Here is a 15,572-nt window from a genome sequence, read left to right on the forward strand (position 1 = left end):
GCATTGCTGGCCTCGACAGTTAAATTGCAGCGGCGTATTCTTGCGCCACGTTTATGGCCTTACCAGGCGTTAACAGGATGATGTTATGAAGAAAACATTACTTTCGCATGGCGCAATGATCGCGTTTGCGACCTCGACACTGGCTTTTAGTCCGTTGGCGCTGGCGCACGCGCATCTTACGTCCTCTGTCCCCGCCGCAAAAGCCGAAATATCGCCCGCGCCGCAGCAGATAACCCTGAATTTTACGGAAGATGTTGAGCCCGCGTTCAGCGGCGTTAAGGTGGTGGATGCTCAGCATAAAACGATTGCGGGCAAGATCAGCCGCGATAAAGCCCGGCATAACCAGTTACGGGTTAACTTCGCTCAGCCGCTGACTCAGGGCACGTATCAGGTAAACTGGCATGTGCTGTCCGTGGACGGGCATAAAACAAACGGAAATTATACGTTTACCGTGAAGTAATCCTGTGACGACACTGTGGGTGGTGCTGCGGGCACTGCATTTTACGGCGATTATAGTACTGGTCGGCAGCCATTTCTGTACGACGCTGCTGGCGCCCGTTTCGTTACGGGCGGCGCTGATATCGCGCCTGTCACGCCTGATGACAGGCAGTGCAATCCTGGCACTCCTGACTGCGCTGTGTATGCTGGCCGCGCAGACGGCATTGATGAGTGGCGACTGGCACAACCTGGCCGTGCCGGACGTATGGATGGCGGTGCTGTCTACACACTGGGGCGCGGTGTGGCAATGGCAACTCCTCTTTTCGTTGTGCAGCGTAGCCGCTATCCTGATGCGTGACCCGCAGCGGCAGTGGATCGGGTGGCTGACCAGTCTGCTACAGTGTGGTTGTCTGGCGCTCATCGGCCATGCCGCGATGCGGGAGGGGTTAGCTGGCATCGCGCAACAAGGTAATCACGTTGTACATCTGATCGCCGCATCTTTTTGGACGGGTGGCCTGGTGCCGTTACTGGTGTTGATGCAGATGGCTCGGAACATTGCCTTCCGAACCACCGCAATCCGCACGATGATGCGTTTTTCCCGCTACGGGCATCTGGCTGTGGCCCTGACGCTGGTCACCGGACTGGTAAACAGCCTGCTGATTGCAGGCTGGCCGGGTGACTGGTCGCTTAACCGTTATGTTGTACTGTTGCTCTGTAAAGTCGCGCTGGTGGGCCTTATGGTGATGATTGCGCTCTGGAACCGCTACCGATTAGTTCCGCGTTTTCATGTCGCTGGCCTGGGCGCACTGCAGCAGTTTATTCGCATGACTCAGCTGGAAATTGTGCTGGCATGCGGCGTAGTGGGGTTGGTGAGTGTGTTTGCTACGCTGTCGCCAACCTGAAATGACCGACATTCAAGAAAGGAACGTTATGTTGCTGAGAAAAGCGATCCCTGCATTGCTGTTATTCACACTGGCTGGCCAGGCGCTGGCGGCACAAATTATCACCGTCAGCCGCTTCGAAATTGGCAAAGAGAAGTGGCCCTTTAACCGGGAAGAGGTGATGTTAACCTGCGAGAAAGACGGCGCGCTGTTTGCGATTAACCCCAGCACGCTGATGCAGTATCCCCTCAACGACAAAGCGGATGCGCAGTTCAAGGCCGGTCAGGTTAAAGCGCAGCCGATCAGCGTGATTCAGGCCCCGGATAAAGCCCATCCGGATCAGATGATGAGTCTGCAGCCCATCGTCGATCGTGCGCAGGCGCTGTGCGCGAAATAACACGCGATACGGCAGGGTTGTCAGCAAAATTGTTTAGCCGATCACAAACCTGTCGGTTTTTTGCACAGCACCGCTGCACTGGCTGGAAAATCTCCTGTCTTGGCCTACGCTTTACAGGCAAGGCGAAAGCCTGAACGAATGCCAACTTTTAGCGCACGGCTCCTTGAGAGCCCTTTCCCTGGACCGAATACCTGGAATAGTGTTCGGTCTTTTTTTATACCCGACGCGTCTTAATATCCATCCCGGTCGCCAATAAGCCGGAACGCACCAGGCACTGTCATCTTCCCGTCCTTGATCTCCCCGTGTAATCCCGCCACATTAGCGCTTCGCATTCTGATTTTCGTTACGGAGAGAAGCATGTCGTCTGAACAGCAAATCGCCTTACTGAAACGCATTGATGACCGCTACCGGATGCTGACTGGCAACGGATTATACTGTCCTGAGCACATAGCCGATCGTTACCGCTGGCTCCACGAGGATGCGCCGTACAGTATTCTCGCGCATAACCGTGAGGCCGATCCGGTTTTTGTCTATGCCAACCGCTGTGCGCTGGATTGTTTTCACTACAGCCTGGCGGAGATGCTGCAACTGCCCTCACGGCTTAGCGCCGGGCCTGCCGACAGGGCGGAGCGGCAGCGTTTGCTGGACAGCGTGAGGCGCAATGGCATCGCCACAGGTTATAGTGGCCCGCGCGTCAATAAACAGGGTGAGACCTTCACCATCTACGAGGGTGAAGTCTGGCAGTCAGAAGAACACGAAGCGGACTGGGGGCAGGCCGCCTTGTTCTGGCCTCGTCCCCGTCAGTCCAGAAAGTAAAACAACGTTGTGCCACGTCATACCTTACCTGCGATGACGTGGCGCAATGGCGTGCGTTACACGCGGAAGGCTTCTACCATGCCGCGCAGCGCATGGGCCTGCTCGGACAGAGATTGTGAAGCCGAAGACGATTCTTCCACCAGTGCCGCGTTATTCTGCGTTACGCTGTCCATCTGACTCACCGCGACGCTGACCTGTGAAATGCCCTGCATCTGTTCGGCAGAGGCAAGGGAAATTTCATCCATCGCACTCGCGAGGTCGCCCACCATGCTGACAATTTTCAGGATACTTTCACCCGTGCCGTTGGCCACTTTGACGCCGCTTCCCACTTGCTCCACCGCCTGCTCAATCAGAGATTTTATCTCTTTTGCGGCAGTGGCGCTGCGCTGGGCCAGCGTGCGGACTTCGCCTGCCACGACCGCAAACCCGCGTCCCTGTTCACCCGCCCGCGCGGCTTCAACGGCGGCATTCAGCGCAAGAATATTGGTCTGAAAAGCAATGCCTTCTATCACGCCGGTGATATCGCGAATTTTGGCGGCGCTCAGGGAAATATCGTTCATGGTTTCTGACATCCGGTGGACATCACTCTCACCGCTGCGGGCCAGCTCTGCAGTTTCACGCGCCGTTGAGGCCGTAGTTTGAGCACCGGCGGTATTACTTTTTACCGTCGCAGTTAACTGCTCCATGCTGGCCGCCGTTTCCTGCAAGGCAGCAGCCTGCTGTTCAGTACGCGAGGAGAGTTCGGTATTTCCCTGGGCGATTTCCTCTGCCGCCAGGGCAACATTGCCCGACGTTTGTTTAATTTCTGAGACCAGCCCGCGCAGCTTCGCCTGCATACCATCCAGGGACGCAAGCAGGCTGGTGGTGTCATGGCGACGCAGCGAAACGCTGGATGTCAGGTCACCTGCCGCAATTGCAGCGGCCAGCGCCTGCGCCTGGGCGGGCTCACCGCCCAGTTGACGCATCAGCACACGTGTAATCACATAGCCAGTTGCTACCGAGAACAGGACAGAAAGCACGGCTAGCAGCACCAGCGTTACCGACGCCCGGCTGGTGGACTGGCTGTTAACTTCTACGGCGTTACGGCTGCTATACATCAGAATATCGGTGGCTTTATTAAGCGCATCCAGCATATTGCGTTGCAGTGGACGCAGGGTCGTCATGAGATAGCGCGTCGCTTCTGTTTGCTCATTTTTTAGTCCCAATTGCCCGGCCGTCACGAAGGACGCCATCATCGGTGCTTCAAGTTCCCTGATATGATTCAGGGCAGCCTGTTCTTCCGCTGTAGACTGAGTCTGCATCATGGTTTCAAGTGTCTCGCGGTTTTGAATGAACAATGCTTTCTGCGTATTAAGGCGTTGTAACTCTGGCTGCATTTCTTTGTCGTCGGTGAGCAGGGCCAGATTTCGCACGGCTATCGCCAGATCGCGCAGTCCGCCACGCATATCCAGAATAAGTTGGTATTTTCTCATTTTGCTGTTCACGACATCGTCCATGCCCGTTTTGGCATGATGCAGGGAGGTCAGAGAAACGGCAGTACAGAGGATCAAAAGGAGAATGAGCAGGCCGAAACCCGTCGCAAGCCGTGTAGAGATTTTCATAATAAGATTCCTGATAAGGAGCGGTTTCGTTCTCTATCGGCATCAGAGGCATAAATAATTAATGGAAAATGCAAAATTTACATAAATATCGTTAATATTTAATTTCGCACTATTGAAAATGATCTTAATCAATAAATGGTCAGATAAAAGGATTTCATTGCGAAGAAGGGGGTAAATGATGAAAAAACAAAGAATTTATTTATGTATTACATCGGGAAAACATGTGTTTTTGAGGTGATGGATAAATATAAGTGGTGATTCCTCCCTAACCCTGATGCGCCGCACAGCCTGGGCCGAATCCGGACCCGAAAAACGTTAAGCTCAGCACGTTTTTGCGATGCGTAAGGGGGACACGCTTGTCTTTTTGCTGAAGTGTGAGGGGCGATTATCCCGAGCCCGCACAGGGCCGCGACCGTCATGCGTGTCAATGGATCACTGAAAATATGTGAGGCAGGTAACAATATTGACGAAAATTTTAAGTTTATCAGACACTCCCTTACCCTGATTTCTTCACCATAGCGACTCCATTCACAGCATGGGATAGCACAATGCGGAAATCATTAGCAGTGGCCTGGATGTTTTTGATTGTCTCGTTTGGTTCTGCCGCACAAAGCCTGGTACACAGCAGGCACGATCCGACGCATCTCGTCGGACTGAAAACGTACAATAGCCTTGCCGATACGCCGGAATCACCGGATGAGCATGTGAGGGAAAAGCAGCATGATGTAGGCAATGCATTATGATGTGAGGATAAAAATGGCTCGCCCCGGCGAGCCATATTGGTATTACAGGGCAGGTTTGGGAGCCAGCACTTTTTTGCCCAGTCTGATGCCCGGTTTCTCAACATACTGGTACAGTAAAGAGGCCAGGCCATATGTCAGCGGCAGAGATACGGCACAGACAATCAGGAAACGCGTGACATCACTCTGGTAAGCAATATCCGTTTGTTTCAGCAACAGCGCGATAGCCGGAATCACAATCAGCAGATGCAGCAAATACACGGAAAAAGAGACATCGCCCAGCCATGTACTCAGGCGGTTGTTTAACACCTTACGTGGAAGCTGAATGAGCCGCGCCATCAGACTGTTTTCCTGATACTGCCACAGCACCGCCGCCATGCCGATAATCATCAAGGCTTCCATCACCACCTGAAGTTTGATCGCGCCTAACCCGATAAACACACTGACCACCGGGCCAGCAAGGGCAAAGACCACATAGAGCAGGGACTTGCGCCGTACGGCCTCCGCCAGCAGCATGCCCGAAATAAACATATTGAGTTTAATCAGAATCATGGACGGCATTTCAAAGGCTTCGTAATAGTCAGGCAGCAGATAACGGCCGGCACAGCTCAGCGCCATGATGCACAGCAATGCCGGGGCATAACCGAAGCGCATAACCGCCAGCATGATAAAGGGAAACAGCAGATAAAACTGCATTTCCAGCCCGATACTCCAGTCGGGCAGCGTGGTGTTAAAGCCATAGGCGGGCAGGACGCCAAACAGGAAAGAGAAATGCGTCACGACATTCATGAGTGACTGATCGGCATAGCGTGAGGCATCGGTCGCTGTGCCCGAATAAACATGTGCGATCGTGTCGCGCATCTCGCCAAACCAGGGGCCAGAGATGAGCGCGACCGCCAGCAGCAGATAGTAAAGCGGGGCGATGCGAAAAAAACGCCGTAGCCAGAATTTCTTGATGGTTTCCGGGCTTTGCCACGGCTCTTTTTCCTGTCGTTCGACATAGTTTTTTGCCATCAGGTAGCCCGAAAGCAGGATAAACAGATCCACACCAATCCCCGGAGAAGAGAGTAAAGTGATATGGCAATGGATAAGCAAGCTTATGTGTCCCAGCAGTACCCAAAGAGAAGCAATCCCCCGTAACCCTTCCAGTTCCGTGGACCATCCTCGCGTTGCAGACATGGTAAAACCTCGTTAATCAATTATTTATACTGGATCCAAAGGCATCACTAAGCCCTAACAGTCGGATCAAGTCCACCTGCAATGATAAAAGTAAGAGGATTCTGACATTATGATGAATAATCGATCTGCGTGATAATACACACACCTTTGAGTGGCTCAGAAGTGACTGTCGATGACAAAGGTCAACCCCTTTCTCTGACGGGCCTGCCACTGGGGATAAGAGGGACGTATTTTCATAAACAGCAGGGCAGGACGGCATTGCAGACGTACGGGTAAAGGGCGGAAAGGGGACGTCTGCGTCCCCTGTTCTCAGGCCAGTTTCAGCATAACCATGCCCAGCAACAGCAGAGCCAGGCCCGCCCAGCCTTTGCGGTTCAGGCGCTGACCAAAGAGAATGCCGCCTGCAGCAACGGTGGCGACGAGACCAAACCCGCCCCAGAGCGCGTAAGCCACGGAAAGATCGATACCTTTCACGGCCTGCGACAGCGCACTGAATGCCAGCAGCACACAGCCCAACGACGCGATGCCGGGCAGGGGCTTTTTAAAACCGTTGCTGTACTTGAGCATGATATTGGCGGCAATTTCCAGCAGGACAGCCAGTGCCAGCCAGGCAAAATGAATCAGATCAGGCAGGGTCATGATCGGCCTCCTTCTTGCTGCCGGTTTTCATCAGCAGAATGCCGACAATCAAGGTGACCAGACCGCAGATTTTCAGCGGCGATACGGTTTCATCAAACAGATGCACGCTAAACAGCGTGATCAGCATAATGCCGATACCTTCCCAGAGGGCATAAGCGACCCCCAGTGCGATACGTTTGATGGCAAAACTCAGGAAGATATACGAACAGGCAATCATGCCCAGCATAATCAGATAGCCGCTCTGGCTTTGATTCAGGCTGGACCATTTCATGGTCAGGGTACCCATGATTTCCGCAACAATAGCGAGTGCTAATAATCCCCATGCGCGCATGGTTTTTTCTCCACAACTAGCGTCGTAATTAACCCACCGTGATGCCACGGCAGAAAGGAATAAACGAGCGGAAAGGGGACTAAAGCGCGCTGCGCCAGTGCTGATCGAGGGCGTTAACGCTGAGTAATGCGAGGAACGAAAGGGCGGTAAAACGGGGAATGAACATCCTGCTCATAATTTCACAATGCATCCACGTTATTGCTTCTCTTCAGTGGACGGGTAAAGCCTCCGGTAATAAACACCCACACTTTATACCACCACCGGCGTTAAAAGCACAGCGAGATATTGTAAGTTGAATTGACATAAATCAGAGCAATCATGCTTATTATTCTGATTAATGTAGGTGATAAGTGCAGAAAAAAGAAATAAGCCGGACAGTTGTCCGGCTTAAGGTCAGGGAGGCGATCAGGCTGACCGCTCAGGTGCCTTACGCACTGGGGCATCGCCTGCAACATAGTAGTCTGCGGTACTGCGCGGCAGCGGTTGACGACCACGGATGCAGTCGGCGATTTTTTCACCGATCATGATGGTGGTCGCATTCAGGTTGCCCGTAATAATTAAGGGCATTATGGATGCATCGACCACGCGCAAACCTTCCAGTCCATGTACGCGGCCTTCGCCATCAACCACCGCCATCTCGTCATTACCCATCTTACAGGTTCCGCAAGGATGGTAAGCCGTTTCGCCATGGTTACGCACGAATTCATCCAGCTCCTCGTCCGTCTGGCATTCAATGCCCGGGCTGATCTCACGGCCACGGTATTTATCCAGCGCGGGCTGATTGATGATTTCACGTGTGATACGAATCGCATCACGGAACTCATGCCAGTCCTGTTCATGCGACATATAGTTGAACAGAATTGCGGGATGGCGACGCGGATCGCGGGACTTCAGGCGCACATGTCCGCGGCTGGGTGAACGCATTGAGCCCACGTGACACTGAAAACCGTGCGCATCGACCGCATTCGAGCCGTTGTAGTTAATCGCTACCGGCAGGAAGTGGTACTGAATATTCGGCCAGGTAAACTCTTCACGGCTGCGAATAAAGCCACCCGCTTCGAACTGGTTACTGGCACCCACGCCCGTGCCGTTAAACAGCCACTCTGCGCCGATCTTCGGCTGATTCCACCACTTCAGTGCGGGATACAGAGAGACGGGCTCCTTGCATTCATACTGCAGGTACATTTCAAGGTGATCCTGCAGGTTCTCACCTACGCCCGGCAGGTCATGGACGACCGGGATGTCAAACTGCTGTAACAGTTCGGACGATCCCACACCCGATCGCTGTAAAATTTGTGGCGAAGCAATGGCACCCGCACACAGCAGCACTTCGCGTCGCGCATGAACGGTGTGCAGCGTATTACTGTCACCGATCATATATTCCACGCCAATTGCACGCTTGCCTTCAAACAAAATACGGTCAGTGGTGGCATGGGTCACGATTTTCAGGTTCGGACGGCGTTTCGCCTGGTCAAGATAACCGCGCGCGGTGCTGGAACGTCGGCCTTCTGGCGTGACGAAGCGGTCCATAGGCCCAAAGCCTTCCTGCTGATAACCATTCAGGTCATCTGTGCGCGGATAGCCGGCCTGAACGCCTGCCTGAATCATTGCTTCAAACAGCACGTTGTTGCCTTTCTTCGGCGTGGTCACGCTGACCGGACCATCGCCGCCGTGGTAGTCATTGGCACCGGTATCGCGCGTTTCTGACTTGCGATAGTAGGGCAGACAGTCCAGATAGCTCCAGTTTTCCAGGCCGGGCATGCTTGCCCAGTTGTCCAGATCCATCGCGTTACCCCGGATATAACACATGCCGTTGATCAGCGAAGAACCGCCCAGGCCTTTACCCCGACCACACTCCATGCGGCGGTTGTTCATATACGGCTCAGGCTCAGTTTCATACGCCCAGTTATACCGTTTTCCCTGTAAAGGGTACGCCAGGGCCGCGGGCATCTGCGTCCGAAAATCGAAACGATAATCAGGCCCACCCGCTTCCAGCAGCAGAACATTCACGCTACTGTCTTCAGTCAGTCGGGTGGCCAACACATTCCCTGCGGATCCGGCTCCAATGATAATGTAATCAAATTCCATTCGTCGCTCCTCAGGTAAGGGGATTAAAAGACAGACTGAAAGCGCGTCAGCTCAACCTGAACCGACTTCACCTGGGTGTAATTCTGCAACGTCATCAAGCCGTTTTCACGACCGACGCCAGAATGCTTGTAACCGCCGACAGGCATTTCAGCGGCAGATTCACCCCAGGTGTTAATCCAGCAGATGCCCGCTTCAATCTGATGAATGACGCGGTGCGCACGATTCAGATCCCGGGTCACCAGACCCGCGGCCAGACCATATTCGGTATCGTTAGCGCGACGTATCACTTCCTCTTCCGAGATGTAACTCAGGATCGACATCACCGGCCCGAAAATTTCCTCACGGACAATTTTCATGTCGTCGCGGCAGTCGCTGAATACGGTTGGTGCCACCCACGCGCCCTGATCAAACCCGTCACCGGTTAAGCGTTTACCGCCACACAGCAGACGGGCACCTTCTGCAATACCGGACTCAATAAAGCGCATCACGTTGTCACGGTGGCTAAAGCTGACCAGCGGACCAAAGTTCGTCTCGGGATCGCGCAGATCGCCCGCTTTGATACGGGCAACACGTTCTACGATTTTGGCTTCGAACGCAGACTGCAATGCGGCCGGGACAAAAACGCGGGTACCGTTGGTACATACCTGGCCGGAACTGTAGAAGTTAGCCATCATGGCGATGTCGGCGGCCAAATCGAGATCGGCGTCATCAAAGATGATCAGCGGGGATTTGCCGCCCAGCTCCATGGTGACGTCCTTCAGGGTCGATCCTGCCGCATTTGCCATGACTTTTTTGCCGCTGACGACACCGCCGGTAAATGACACTTTATCGATACCCGGATGCTCGGTAAGCAGTTGACCGGTAACCGCGCCGGTACCGGGCAGCACGTTGAAAACGCCGTCCGGCACACCGGCTTCGGTGTAAATCTCAGCCAGTTTCAGGGCCGTCAGCGGTGTGACCTCGCTGGGTTTGAAAATCATGGCATTGCCTGCGGCGAGGGCCGGGGCAGATTTCCACAGGGCAATCTGAATCGGGTAATTCCACGCGCCAATACCGGCGACCACGCCTAAGGGTTCACGGCGGGTATACACAAACGCGGTATCACGCAGAGGAATTTGCTGGCCTTCCAGCGCAGGGATCAGCCCAGCGTAATACTCCAGCACATCGGCACCGGTAACGATGTCGACGCTGGCGGTTTCACTGAACGGCTTACCGGTATCAAGCATTTCCAGTTCAGCCAGCTCATCATTGCGCTCGCGCAGAATATCTACGGCCCGACGCAGAATGCGTGAGCGTTCCATGGCGGTCATGGCTGCCCAGATTTTTTGCCCTTTTCTGGCCGCCGCCACAGCGCGATCGACATCCTCGCGCCCGGCAATCTGGACATCAGCCAGTACTTCGCCGTTGACCGGATTAATCGTCTGGAAGGTTTCTCCAGACGTCGCGGCAACATAAGTACCATTGATGTAGAGGTGTTGTTCGGTGAATCGGGACATAATTTCTCCTGGTTCCGTTACGCGTGTTCGCCGGCTAACTGCTGGCGAATAAATTGAGTGGTCAGTGTCCGTGCTGTCGTCGGGTCAAAGGGCTTGCCGCTTAATGCTGCGCGTAGCCACAGGCCATCAATCATGGCGGCCAGCCCGTGAGCGGCAAGCCTGGCCCTGTCCCTGGGCAACTGGCGGCGGAACTCCACGGCCAGCGATGAAAAAAGACGGCGATGACTGACCCGTTCCAGACGTTGAAGCTGAGGCTGGTGCATACTGCTTGACCAAAAGTCCAGCCAGGCTTTCATCACTGCGCGTTCGACCTGACTTTCGTCGAAGTTTCCCTCAACGATTGCGCGCAGTCGTTCTTCGGCGGGAGCGTTGGCTAACGGCTGCAGGCGACGGGCAACTGCCTCACGTAGTTGCCGGGTGACGTCGCGCATCGTGGCTTCCAGCAATCCGTTCTTGTCCTTGAAATAGTGGCTGATGATGCCGGTTGACACGCCCGCGCGTCGGGCAATCTGAGCAATGGTGGCATCATTAATACCTACGTCATTTATCGTTGCCAGCGTCGCATCGATCAGCTGTCGACGTCGTATTGGCTGCATCCCTACCTTTGGCATTGCGTTCGCTCCCACCCAAAATCAGTCCCCTATTTAATCTTTTTTTGATTGGATATTCAATATAAATAGAAACCTTGTTAGGATGCTGTGTCTTAAAAGTTGAGTAAGTGAAGCGGTAAGTGTGGCAGATTCGTTAGTTTTGACCAGAATGTAACGGCAGGAAACGAAGCGTAAAAAACACTTACCCCTCGGGACACCGGATGTTTTTACCGGTTTGAACTCTTGCAAAATTGATAAGCCAACAACCAGAGGTAAACGATGATGAGTCCACCAGCAAGTGAAAAAGACAGAATCAACCCCGTGGTGTTCTACACCTCCGCAGGATTGATTCTGACCTTTTCACTCATCACTATTTTATTCAGCAGCGAAGCCGCCAACTGGATACTGAGGGCGGTAAACTGGGTGTCCGAAGCGTTTGGCTGGTATTACATGTTGGCCGCCACGCTTTATATCGTGTTCGTGGTATATATCGCCTGTTCCCGTTTTGGCTCAATCAAACTCGGGCCTGAGCAGTCGAAACCGGAATTCAGCATACTGAGCTGGTCGGCAATGCTGTTTGCCGCCGGTATCGGGATAGACCTGATGTTTTTCTCGGTGGCGGAACCGGTTTCGCAGTATATGCAGCCGCCGGAAGGGGCAGGGCAAACGCTTGAAGCGGCCCGTCAGGCGATGGTCTGGACTCTGTTCCACTATGGCTTAACCGGCTGGTCAATGTACGCCCTGATGGGGATTGCCCTTGGCTATTTCAGCTACCGCTACAATCTGCCCTTAACCATCCGTTCCGCCCTGTATCCCATTTTTGGTAAACGTATTAACGGTCCCATCGGCCACAGCGTAGACATTGCCGCGGTAATAGGGACGATCTTTGGTATCGCTACCACGCTGGGAATTGGTGTGGTGCAGTTAAACTATGGGCTGAAGGTCCTGTTCGATATTCCGGAAGGATTAACGGCGCAGACGGCATTGATTATTCTGTCGGTGATCATTGCCACCATTTCCGTGACGTCGGGCGTTGACAAAGGCATTCGTATTTTATCGGAACTGAATGTGGCGCTGGCTCTCGGCCTGATTCTGTTCGTCCTGTTCGCTGGCAATACCGGCTTCCTGCTTAACGCACTGGTGCTCAACGTAGGGGATTACATCAATCGCTTTATGGGCATGACGCTGAATACGTTTGCCTTTGACCGGCCAACAGAGTGGATGAACAGCTGGACCCTGTTTTTCTGGGCCTGGTGGGTGGCCTGGTCGCCGTTCGTGGGCCTGTTTCTGGCACGTATCTCCCGTGGCCGTACCATTCGTGAGTTTGTGCTCGGTACGCTGGTGATTCCTTTTACCTTTACGCTGCTGTGGCTGTCGGTCTTTGGTAACGCGGCCCTGTATGAAATCCTTCATGGCGATGCAGGTTTTGCACAGGAAGTGATGGGCCATGCGGAACGCGGTTTCTACAGTCTTTTGGCGCAGTACCCGGCCTTCAAGCTGAGTGCTTCCGTCGCGACCATTACCGGTATGTTGTTCTATGTGACCTCGGCGGATTCCGGTTCGCTGGTGCTGGGTAATTTCACCTCCAAACTGAAAGACATCAACAGTGATGCGCCGAACTGGCTGCGTATATTCTGGTCGGTCGCCATCGGCGTCCTGACGCTGAGTATGCTGATGACCAACGGCATTACGGCGCTGCAAAATACCACGGTCATCATGGGGCTGCCGTTCAGTTTCGTTATCTTCTTCGTGATGGCAGGGCTGTATAAATCGCTCAAGGTGGAAGATTATCGCCGCGTGAGTGCGACGCGGGATACGGCACCTTATCTGGCACATGCTACTGACCGTCTGACCTGGAAAAAACGGCTGTCGCGCCTGATGAACTATCCTGGCTCGCGCTACACCCTGAAAATGATGGATGACACGATCTTTCCCGCCATGGAGGACGTGGCAAAAGAGCTGGAGCTGCGTGGCGCGCGCGTCACGCTGGACCGCGTGGCCGCCGACGGGGAGCATCCTCTGGGTTATCTGGACCTGCGCGTACAGCTGGGCGAGGAGCAGGATTTCCTCTATCAGGTCTGGCCACAGCAGTATTCCATTCCGGGCTTTACCTACCGCGCGCGCAGCGGGAAATCTACCTATTACCGGCTGGAGACGTTCCTGCTGGAGGGCAGTCAGGGTAATGACCTGATGGATTACAGCAAAGAGCAGGTGATCATCGATATACTCGATCAGTATGAGCGCCACTTGAACTTTATTCATCTGCATCGAGAGGCACCGGGCAGCAACATTACGTTCCCCAGCGCCTGATCCCACAGCCCGTTAGCCGCCAGGTTAACGGGTTTTTTATGGCTGACGGAAAACCCGGCCGCGTAAACATGGTCCACAGCCAGTCAGGTTTTGCCGGAGGCCTACGATACATCCGGGGACAGGGAAATGTGTCATCACTGCCGTCCACGTGACAACGGGAGTTTACTGTCGGAATTGTCCCGACCTAAAGCGGGGCAAATTCAACTATCTTTAAACTTTACAGGACACCAATGACTGTTGTGGACAGGGAGTCGTATGCGAAAAATTCTCAGAACATTTCTGCCGCTTTACACCACCACGTTGTTGATGCTGTTGGGCTCAGGGTTACTCACTACCTACGTGTCACTGCGTCTGGCCCATGATCAGGTTAATGGTGCGCTGATTGGGGCCATCATTGCGGCAAACTATATTGGCCTGGTGATCGGTGGCAAGGTGGGTCACAACCTGATTGCGCGCGTCGGTCATATTCGTGCCTATGTAGCCTGTGCCGGCATTATCACGGCGTCAGTGATCGGACACGGGCTGACAGATTTTATCCCCCTCTGGGTTTTCCTGCGCCTGATCATCGGGCTGTGCATGATGTGCCAGTACATGGTGCTGGAAAGCTGGCTTAACGACCAGGCGGAATCGTCACAGCGTGGGCTAATCTTTGGCTTCTATATGGTGGCGACCTACCTTGGCTTAAGTAGCGGTCAGGTGGTGCTGACCTTACAAAGTGACTTTGGTCTTCAGACGTTGTTAATCGTGGCGCTCTGTTTTGCCCTCTGTCTGGTGCCGATTGCGCTGACGACGCGCACGCATGTTCGCGCGATGTCACCTGCGCCGATGGAACTGGGCTACTTTCTTCGCACCATCCCTAAATTACTCAGCACCACCTTATTAACCGGTATGGTCGTCGGCGCCTTTTATGGCCTGGCGCCGGTGTATGCCAGCAGCAAGGGATTCAGCGATGCGCAGACCGGTATTTTTATGAGTCTGACGATCTTTGCCGGGCTGGTATCGCAGTTTCCTTTAAGCTGGCTGTCCGACCGTTACGATCGTCAGCGGCTGCTGTTTTATATTGCAGCGCTGCTGGCGCTGGCCTGTTTGCCGCTGGTGTTGCTGCCCAGGCTGTCATTTCACTGGGTGCTCGGCATCGCCTTTCTTGCCAGCATGGTGCAGTTTGCCCTCTATCCTTTGCAGGTGGCGCTGGCAAACGATCAGGTGGCGGCGGAGCAGCGCGTTTCACTGACGGCCTGTCTGCTGATGGCGTTTGGTATCGGAGCCAGTATCGGCCCGTTGCTGGTGGGCTCGCTGATGCAGCCTTTCGGCAGTAACATGCTTTATCTGTTCTTCACGGTGTGCACCCTGTTGATTGCTGTGCTGAGCTATGTGAAGAAAGCGCCGCTTCCGTTACCGACTACCGAGGTACCTTTGCCCCACGTGGTGTTACCGGACAGCCTGGCTACCTCGCCTTTAGGCGCGGCGCTTAATCCGGTGCTGGAAGACGAGGCGATTCAGGCGGCGATGGTCACCAGTGATGAGGAGGGCGCAGAGGACGAGGGTGAGAATGAGGACGAAGGCGACGTGACCCAGGCGCGCGACGATGAAAGCCGCAGCAGGGCCACGTCGGGTTCCACATCTCCTGACGGATAAGCGTTACGGGCGATGAAAATCCTCGACACGCTGCATGGGTTTTGCCACGCTGAAAGCCGTTACCGCAAGGGGGAATGTCATGTTAGAACTGCGCCCAAACTGTGAACGTTGTGATATCGATCTGCCTGCGGCATCGCGTGATGCGCGCATCTGTTCGTTCGAATGTACCTTCTGCGCGACCTGCGCTGAGCAGCATCTGCAGGGGCATTGTCCCAACTGCGGGGGAGAATTAGTGCGACGTCCCATCCGGCCCGCCGCCAAATTGCTGACCCATCCGGCGAAAGCGCGCACCGCCTGAGTTATCAGCATGCATCGCGCCAGAATGCACAGGCGCGATGCCTGCCGCTTGTGCAGGTCCGTCCGCGCTGAGCCACGTTTCTGGCGCTGCTATCAGTAAAACAGCGCCGAATATGTGACAGTGTCACTTTCGG

The 15,572-nt window shown here is 54.3% G+C and carries 15 protein-coding genes; 8 read left to right on the forward strand and 7 right to left on the reverse strand.

The window, feature by feature from the left end; genetic code table 11:
• Positions 1–85 precede the first annotated feature (85 nt).
• From copC to C1N58_RS06475, 4 genes are all read left to right on the forward strand, one after another.
• Positions 86–460 (forward strand): copper homeostasis periplasmic binding protein CopC, encoded by a 375-nt coding sequence (gene copC / locus C1N58_RS06460; RefSeq protein WP_394550608.1) that lies wholly within the window; start codon positions 86–88, stop codon positions 458–460.
• A gap of 4 nt (positions 461–464) precedes the next feature.
• Positions 465–1,340 carry a copper homeostasis membrane protein CopD gene (copD, locus tag C1N58_RS06465; protein WP_394550610.1) on the forward strand — a complete coding sequence of 292 codons (876 nt, stop codon included), beginning with the start codon at positions 465–467 and terminating at the stop codon, positions 1,338–1,340.
• A 28-nt stretch (positions 1,341–1,368) separates the two neighbouring features.
• Complete coding sequence (locus tag C1N58_RS06470) at positions 1,369–1,716, forward strand: YebY family protein (protein ID WP_394550612.1); 348 nt, start codon at positions 1,369–1,371, stop codon at positions 1,714–1,716.
• A 357-nt stretch (positions 1,717–2,073) separates the two neighbouring features.
• Entirely contained in the window at positions 2,074–2,532 is a 459-nt protein-coding gene (locus tag C1N58_RS06475; protein WP_054687688.1) for an MEKHLA domain-containing protein, read from the forward strand.
• 56 nt (positions 2,533–2,588) lie between these two features.
• Here C1N58_RS06475 and C1N58_RS06480 read toward each other — a convergent pair whose 3' ends face one another.
• Positions 2,589–4,133: a methyl-accepting chemotaxis protein gene (locus C1N58_RS06480; protein ID WP_033741952.1), complete on the reverse strand. Its 1,545-nt coding sequence runs from the start codon at positions 4,131–4,133 to the stop codon at positions 2,589–2,591.
• Positions 4,134–4,681: 548 nt separating this feature from the next.
• Between C1N58_RS06480 and C1N58_RS06485 the strand changes: the two genes are divergently transcribed.
• Positions 4,682–4,876, forward strand: a complete 195-nt coding sequence (locus C1N58_RS06485) for a hypothetical protein (protein WP_394564712.1) — start codon at positions 4,682–4,684, stop codon at positions 4,874–4,876.
• 42 nt (positions 4,877–4,918) lie between these two features.
• Here the strand turns inward: C1N58_RS06485 and C1N58_RS06490 are convergent, their stop codons facing one another.
• From C1N58_RS06490 to betI, 6 genes are all read right to left on the reverse strand, one after another.
• Positions 4,919–6,052, reverse strand: a complete 1,134-nt coding sequence (locus C1N58_RS06490) for an acyltransferase family protein (RefSeq protein ID WP_263757919.1) — start codon at positions 6,050–6,052, stop codon at positions 4,919–4,921.
• 309 nt (positions 6,053–6,361) lie between these two features.
• Positions 6,362–6,691: a multidrug/spermidine efflux SMR transporter subunit MdtI gene (gene mdtI, locus C1N58_RS06495; protein WP_033741950.1), complete on the reverse strand. Its 330-nt coding sequence runs from the start codon at positions 6,689–6,691 to the stop codon at positions 6,362–6,364.
• Positions 6,678–7,022: a multidrug/spermidine efflux SMR transporter subunit MdtJ gene (gene mdtJ, locus C1N58_RS06500; protein ID WP_006120299.1), complete on the reverse strand. Its 345-nt coding sequence runs from the start codon at positions 7,020–7,022 to the stop codon at positions 6,678–6,680. The genes mdtI and mdtJ overlap by 14 nt, the downstream gene beginning before the upstream one ends.
• Before the next feature lie 405 nt (positions 7,023–7,427).
• Entirely contained in the window at positions 7,428–9,110 is a 1,683-nt protein-coding gene (gene betA, locus C1N58_RS06505) for a choline dehydrogenase (RefSeq protein ID WP_054633655.1), read from the reverse strand.
• A 23-nt stretch (positions 9,111–9,133) separates the two neighbouring features.
• Positions 9,134–10,606 (reverse strand): betaine-aldehyde dehydrogenase, encoded by a 1,473-nt coding sequence (betB, locus tag C1N58_RS06510; RefSeq protein ID WP_394564713.1) that lies wholly within the window; start codon positions 10,604–10,606, stop codon positions 9,134–9,136.
• A 17-nt stretch (positions 10,607–10,623) separates the two neighbouring features.
• Positions 10,624–11,217, reverse strand: a complete 594-nt coding sequence (betI, locus tag C1N58_RS06515; protein WP_006120302.1) for a transcriptional regulator BetI — start codon at positions 11,215–11,217, stop codon at positions 10,624–10,626.
• Between the two features lie 258 nt (positions 11,218–11,475).
• Here betI and C1N58_RS06520 point away from each other — a divergent pair, with 258 nt between their 5' ends.
• From C1N58_RS06520 to C1N58_RS06530, 3 genes are all read left to right on the forward strand, one after another.
• The gene (locus tag C1N58_RS06520; RefSeq protein WP_054633657.1) at positions 11,476–13,506 is read left to right on the forward strand and encodes a choline transporter; all 2,031 of its coding nucleotides are present in this window, start codon (positions 11,476–11,478) and stop codon (positions 13,504–13,506) included.
• Positions 13,507–13,761: 255 nt separating this feature from the next.
• A complete protein-coding gene (locus C1N58_RS06525; protein WP_054633658.1) occupies positions 13,762–15,141 on the forward strand; it encodes an MFS transporter in 1,380 nt (459 codons plus the stop codon).
• A gap of 79 nt (positions 15,142–15,220) precedes the next feature.
• Positions 15,221–15,439, forward strand: a complete 219-nt coding sequence (locus tag C1N58_RS06530; RefSeq protein ID WP_054633659.1) for a DUF1272 domain-containing protein — start codon at positions 15,221–15,223, stop codon at positions 15,437–15,439.
• The last annotated feature ends 133 nt before the right edge of the window (positions 15,440–15,572 follow it).

The sequence above is a fragment of the Pantoea sp. SGAir0180 genome, from assembly GCF_043546245.1.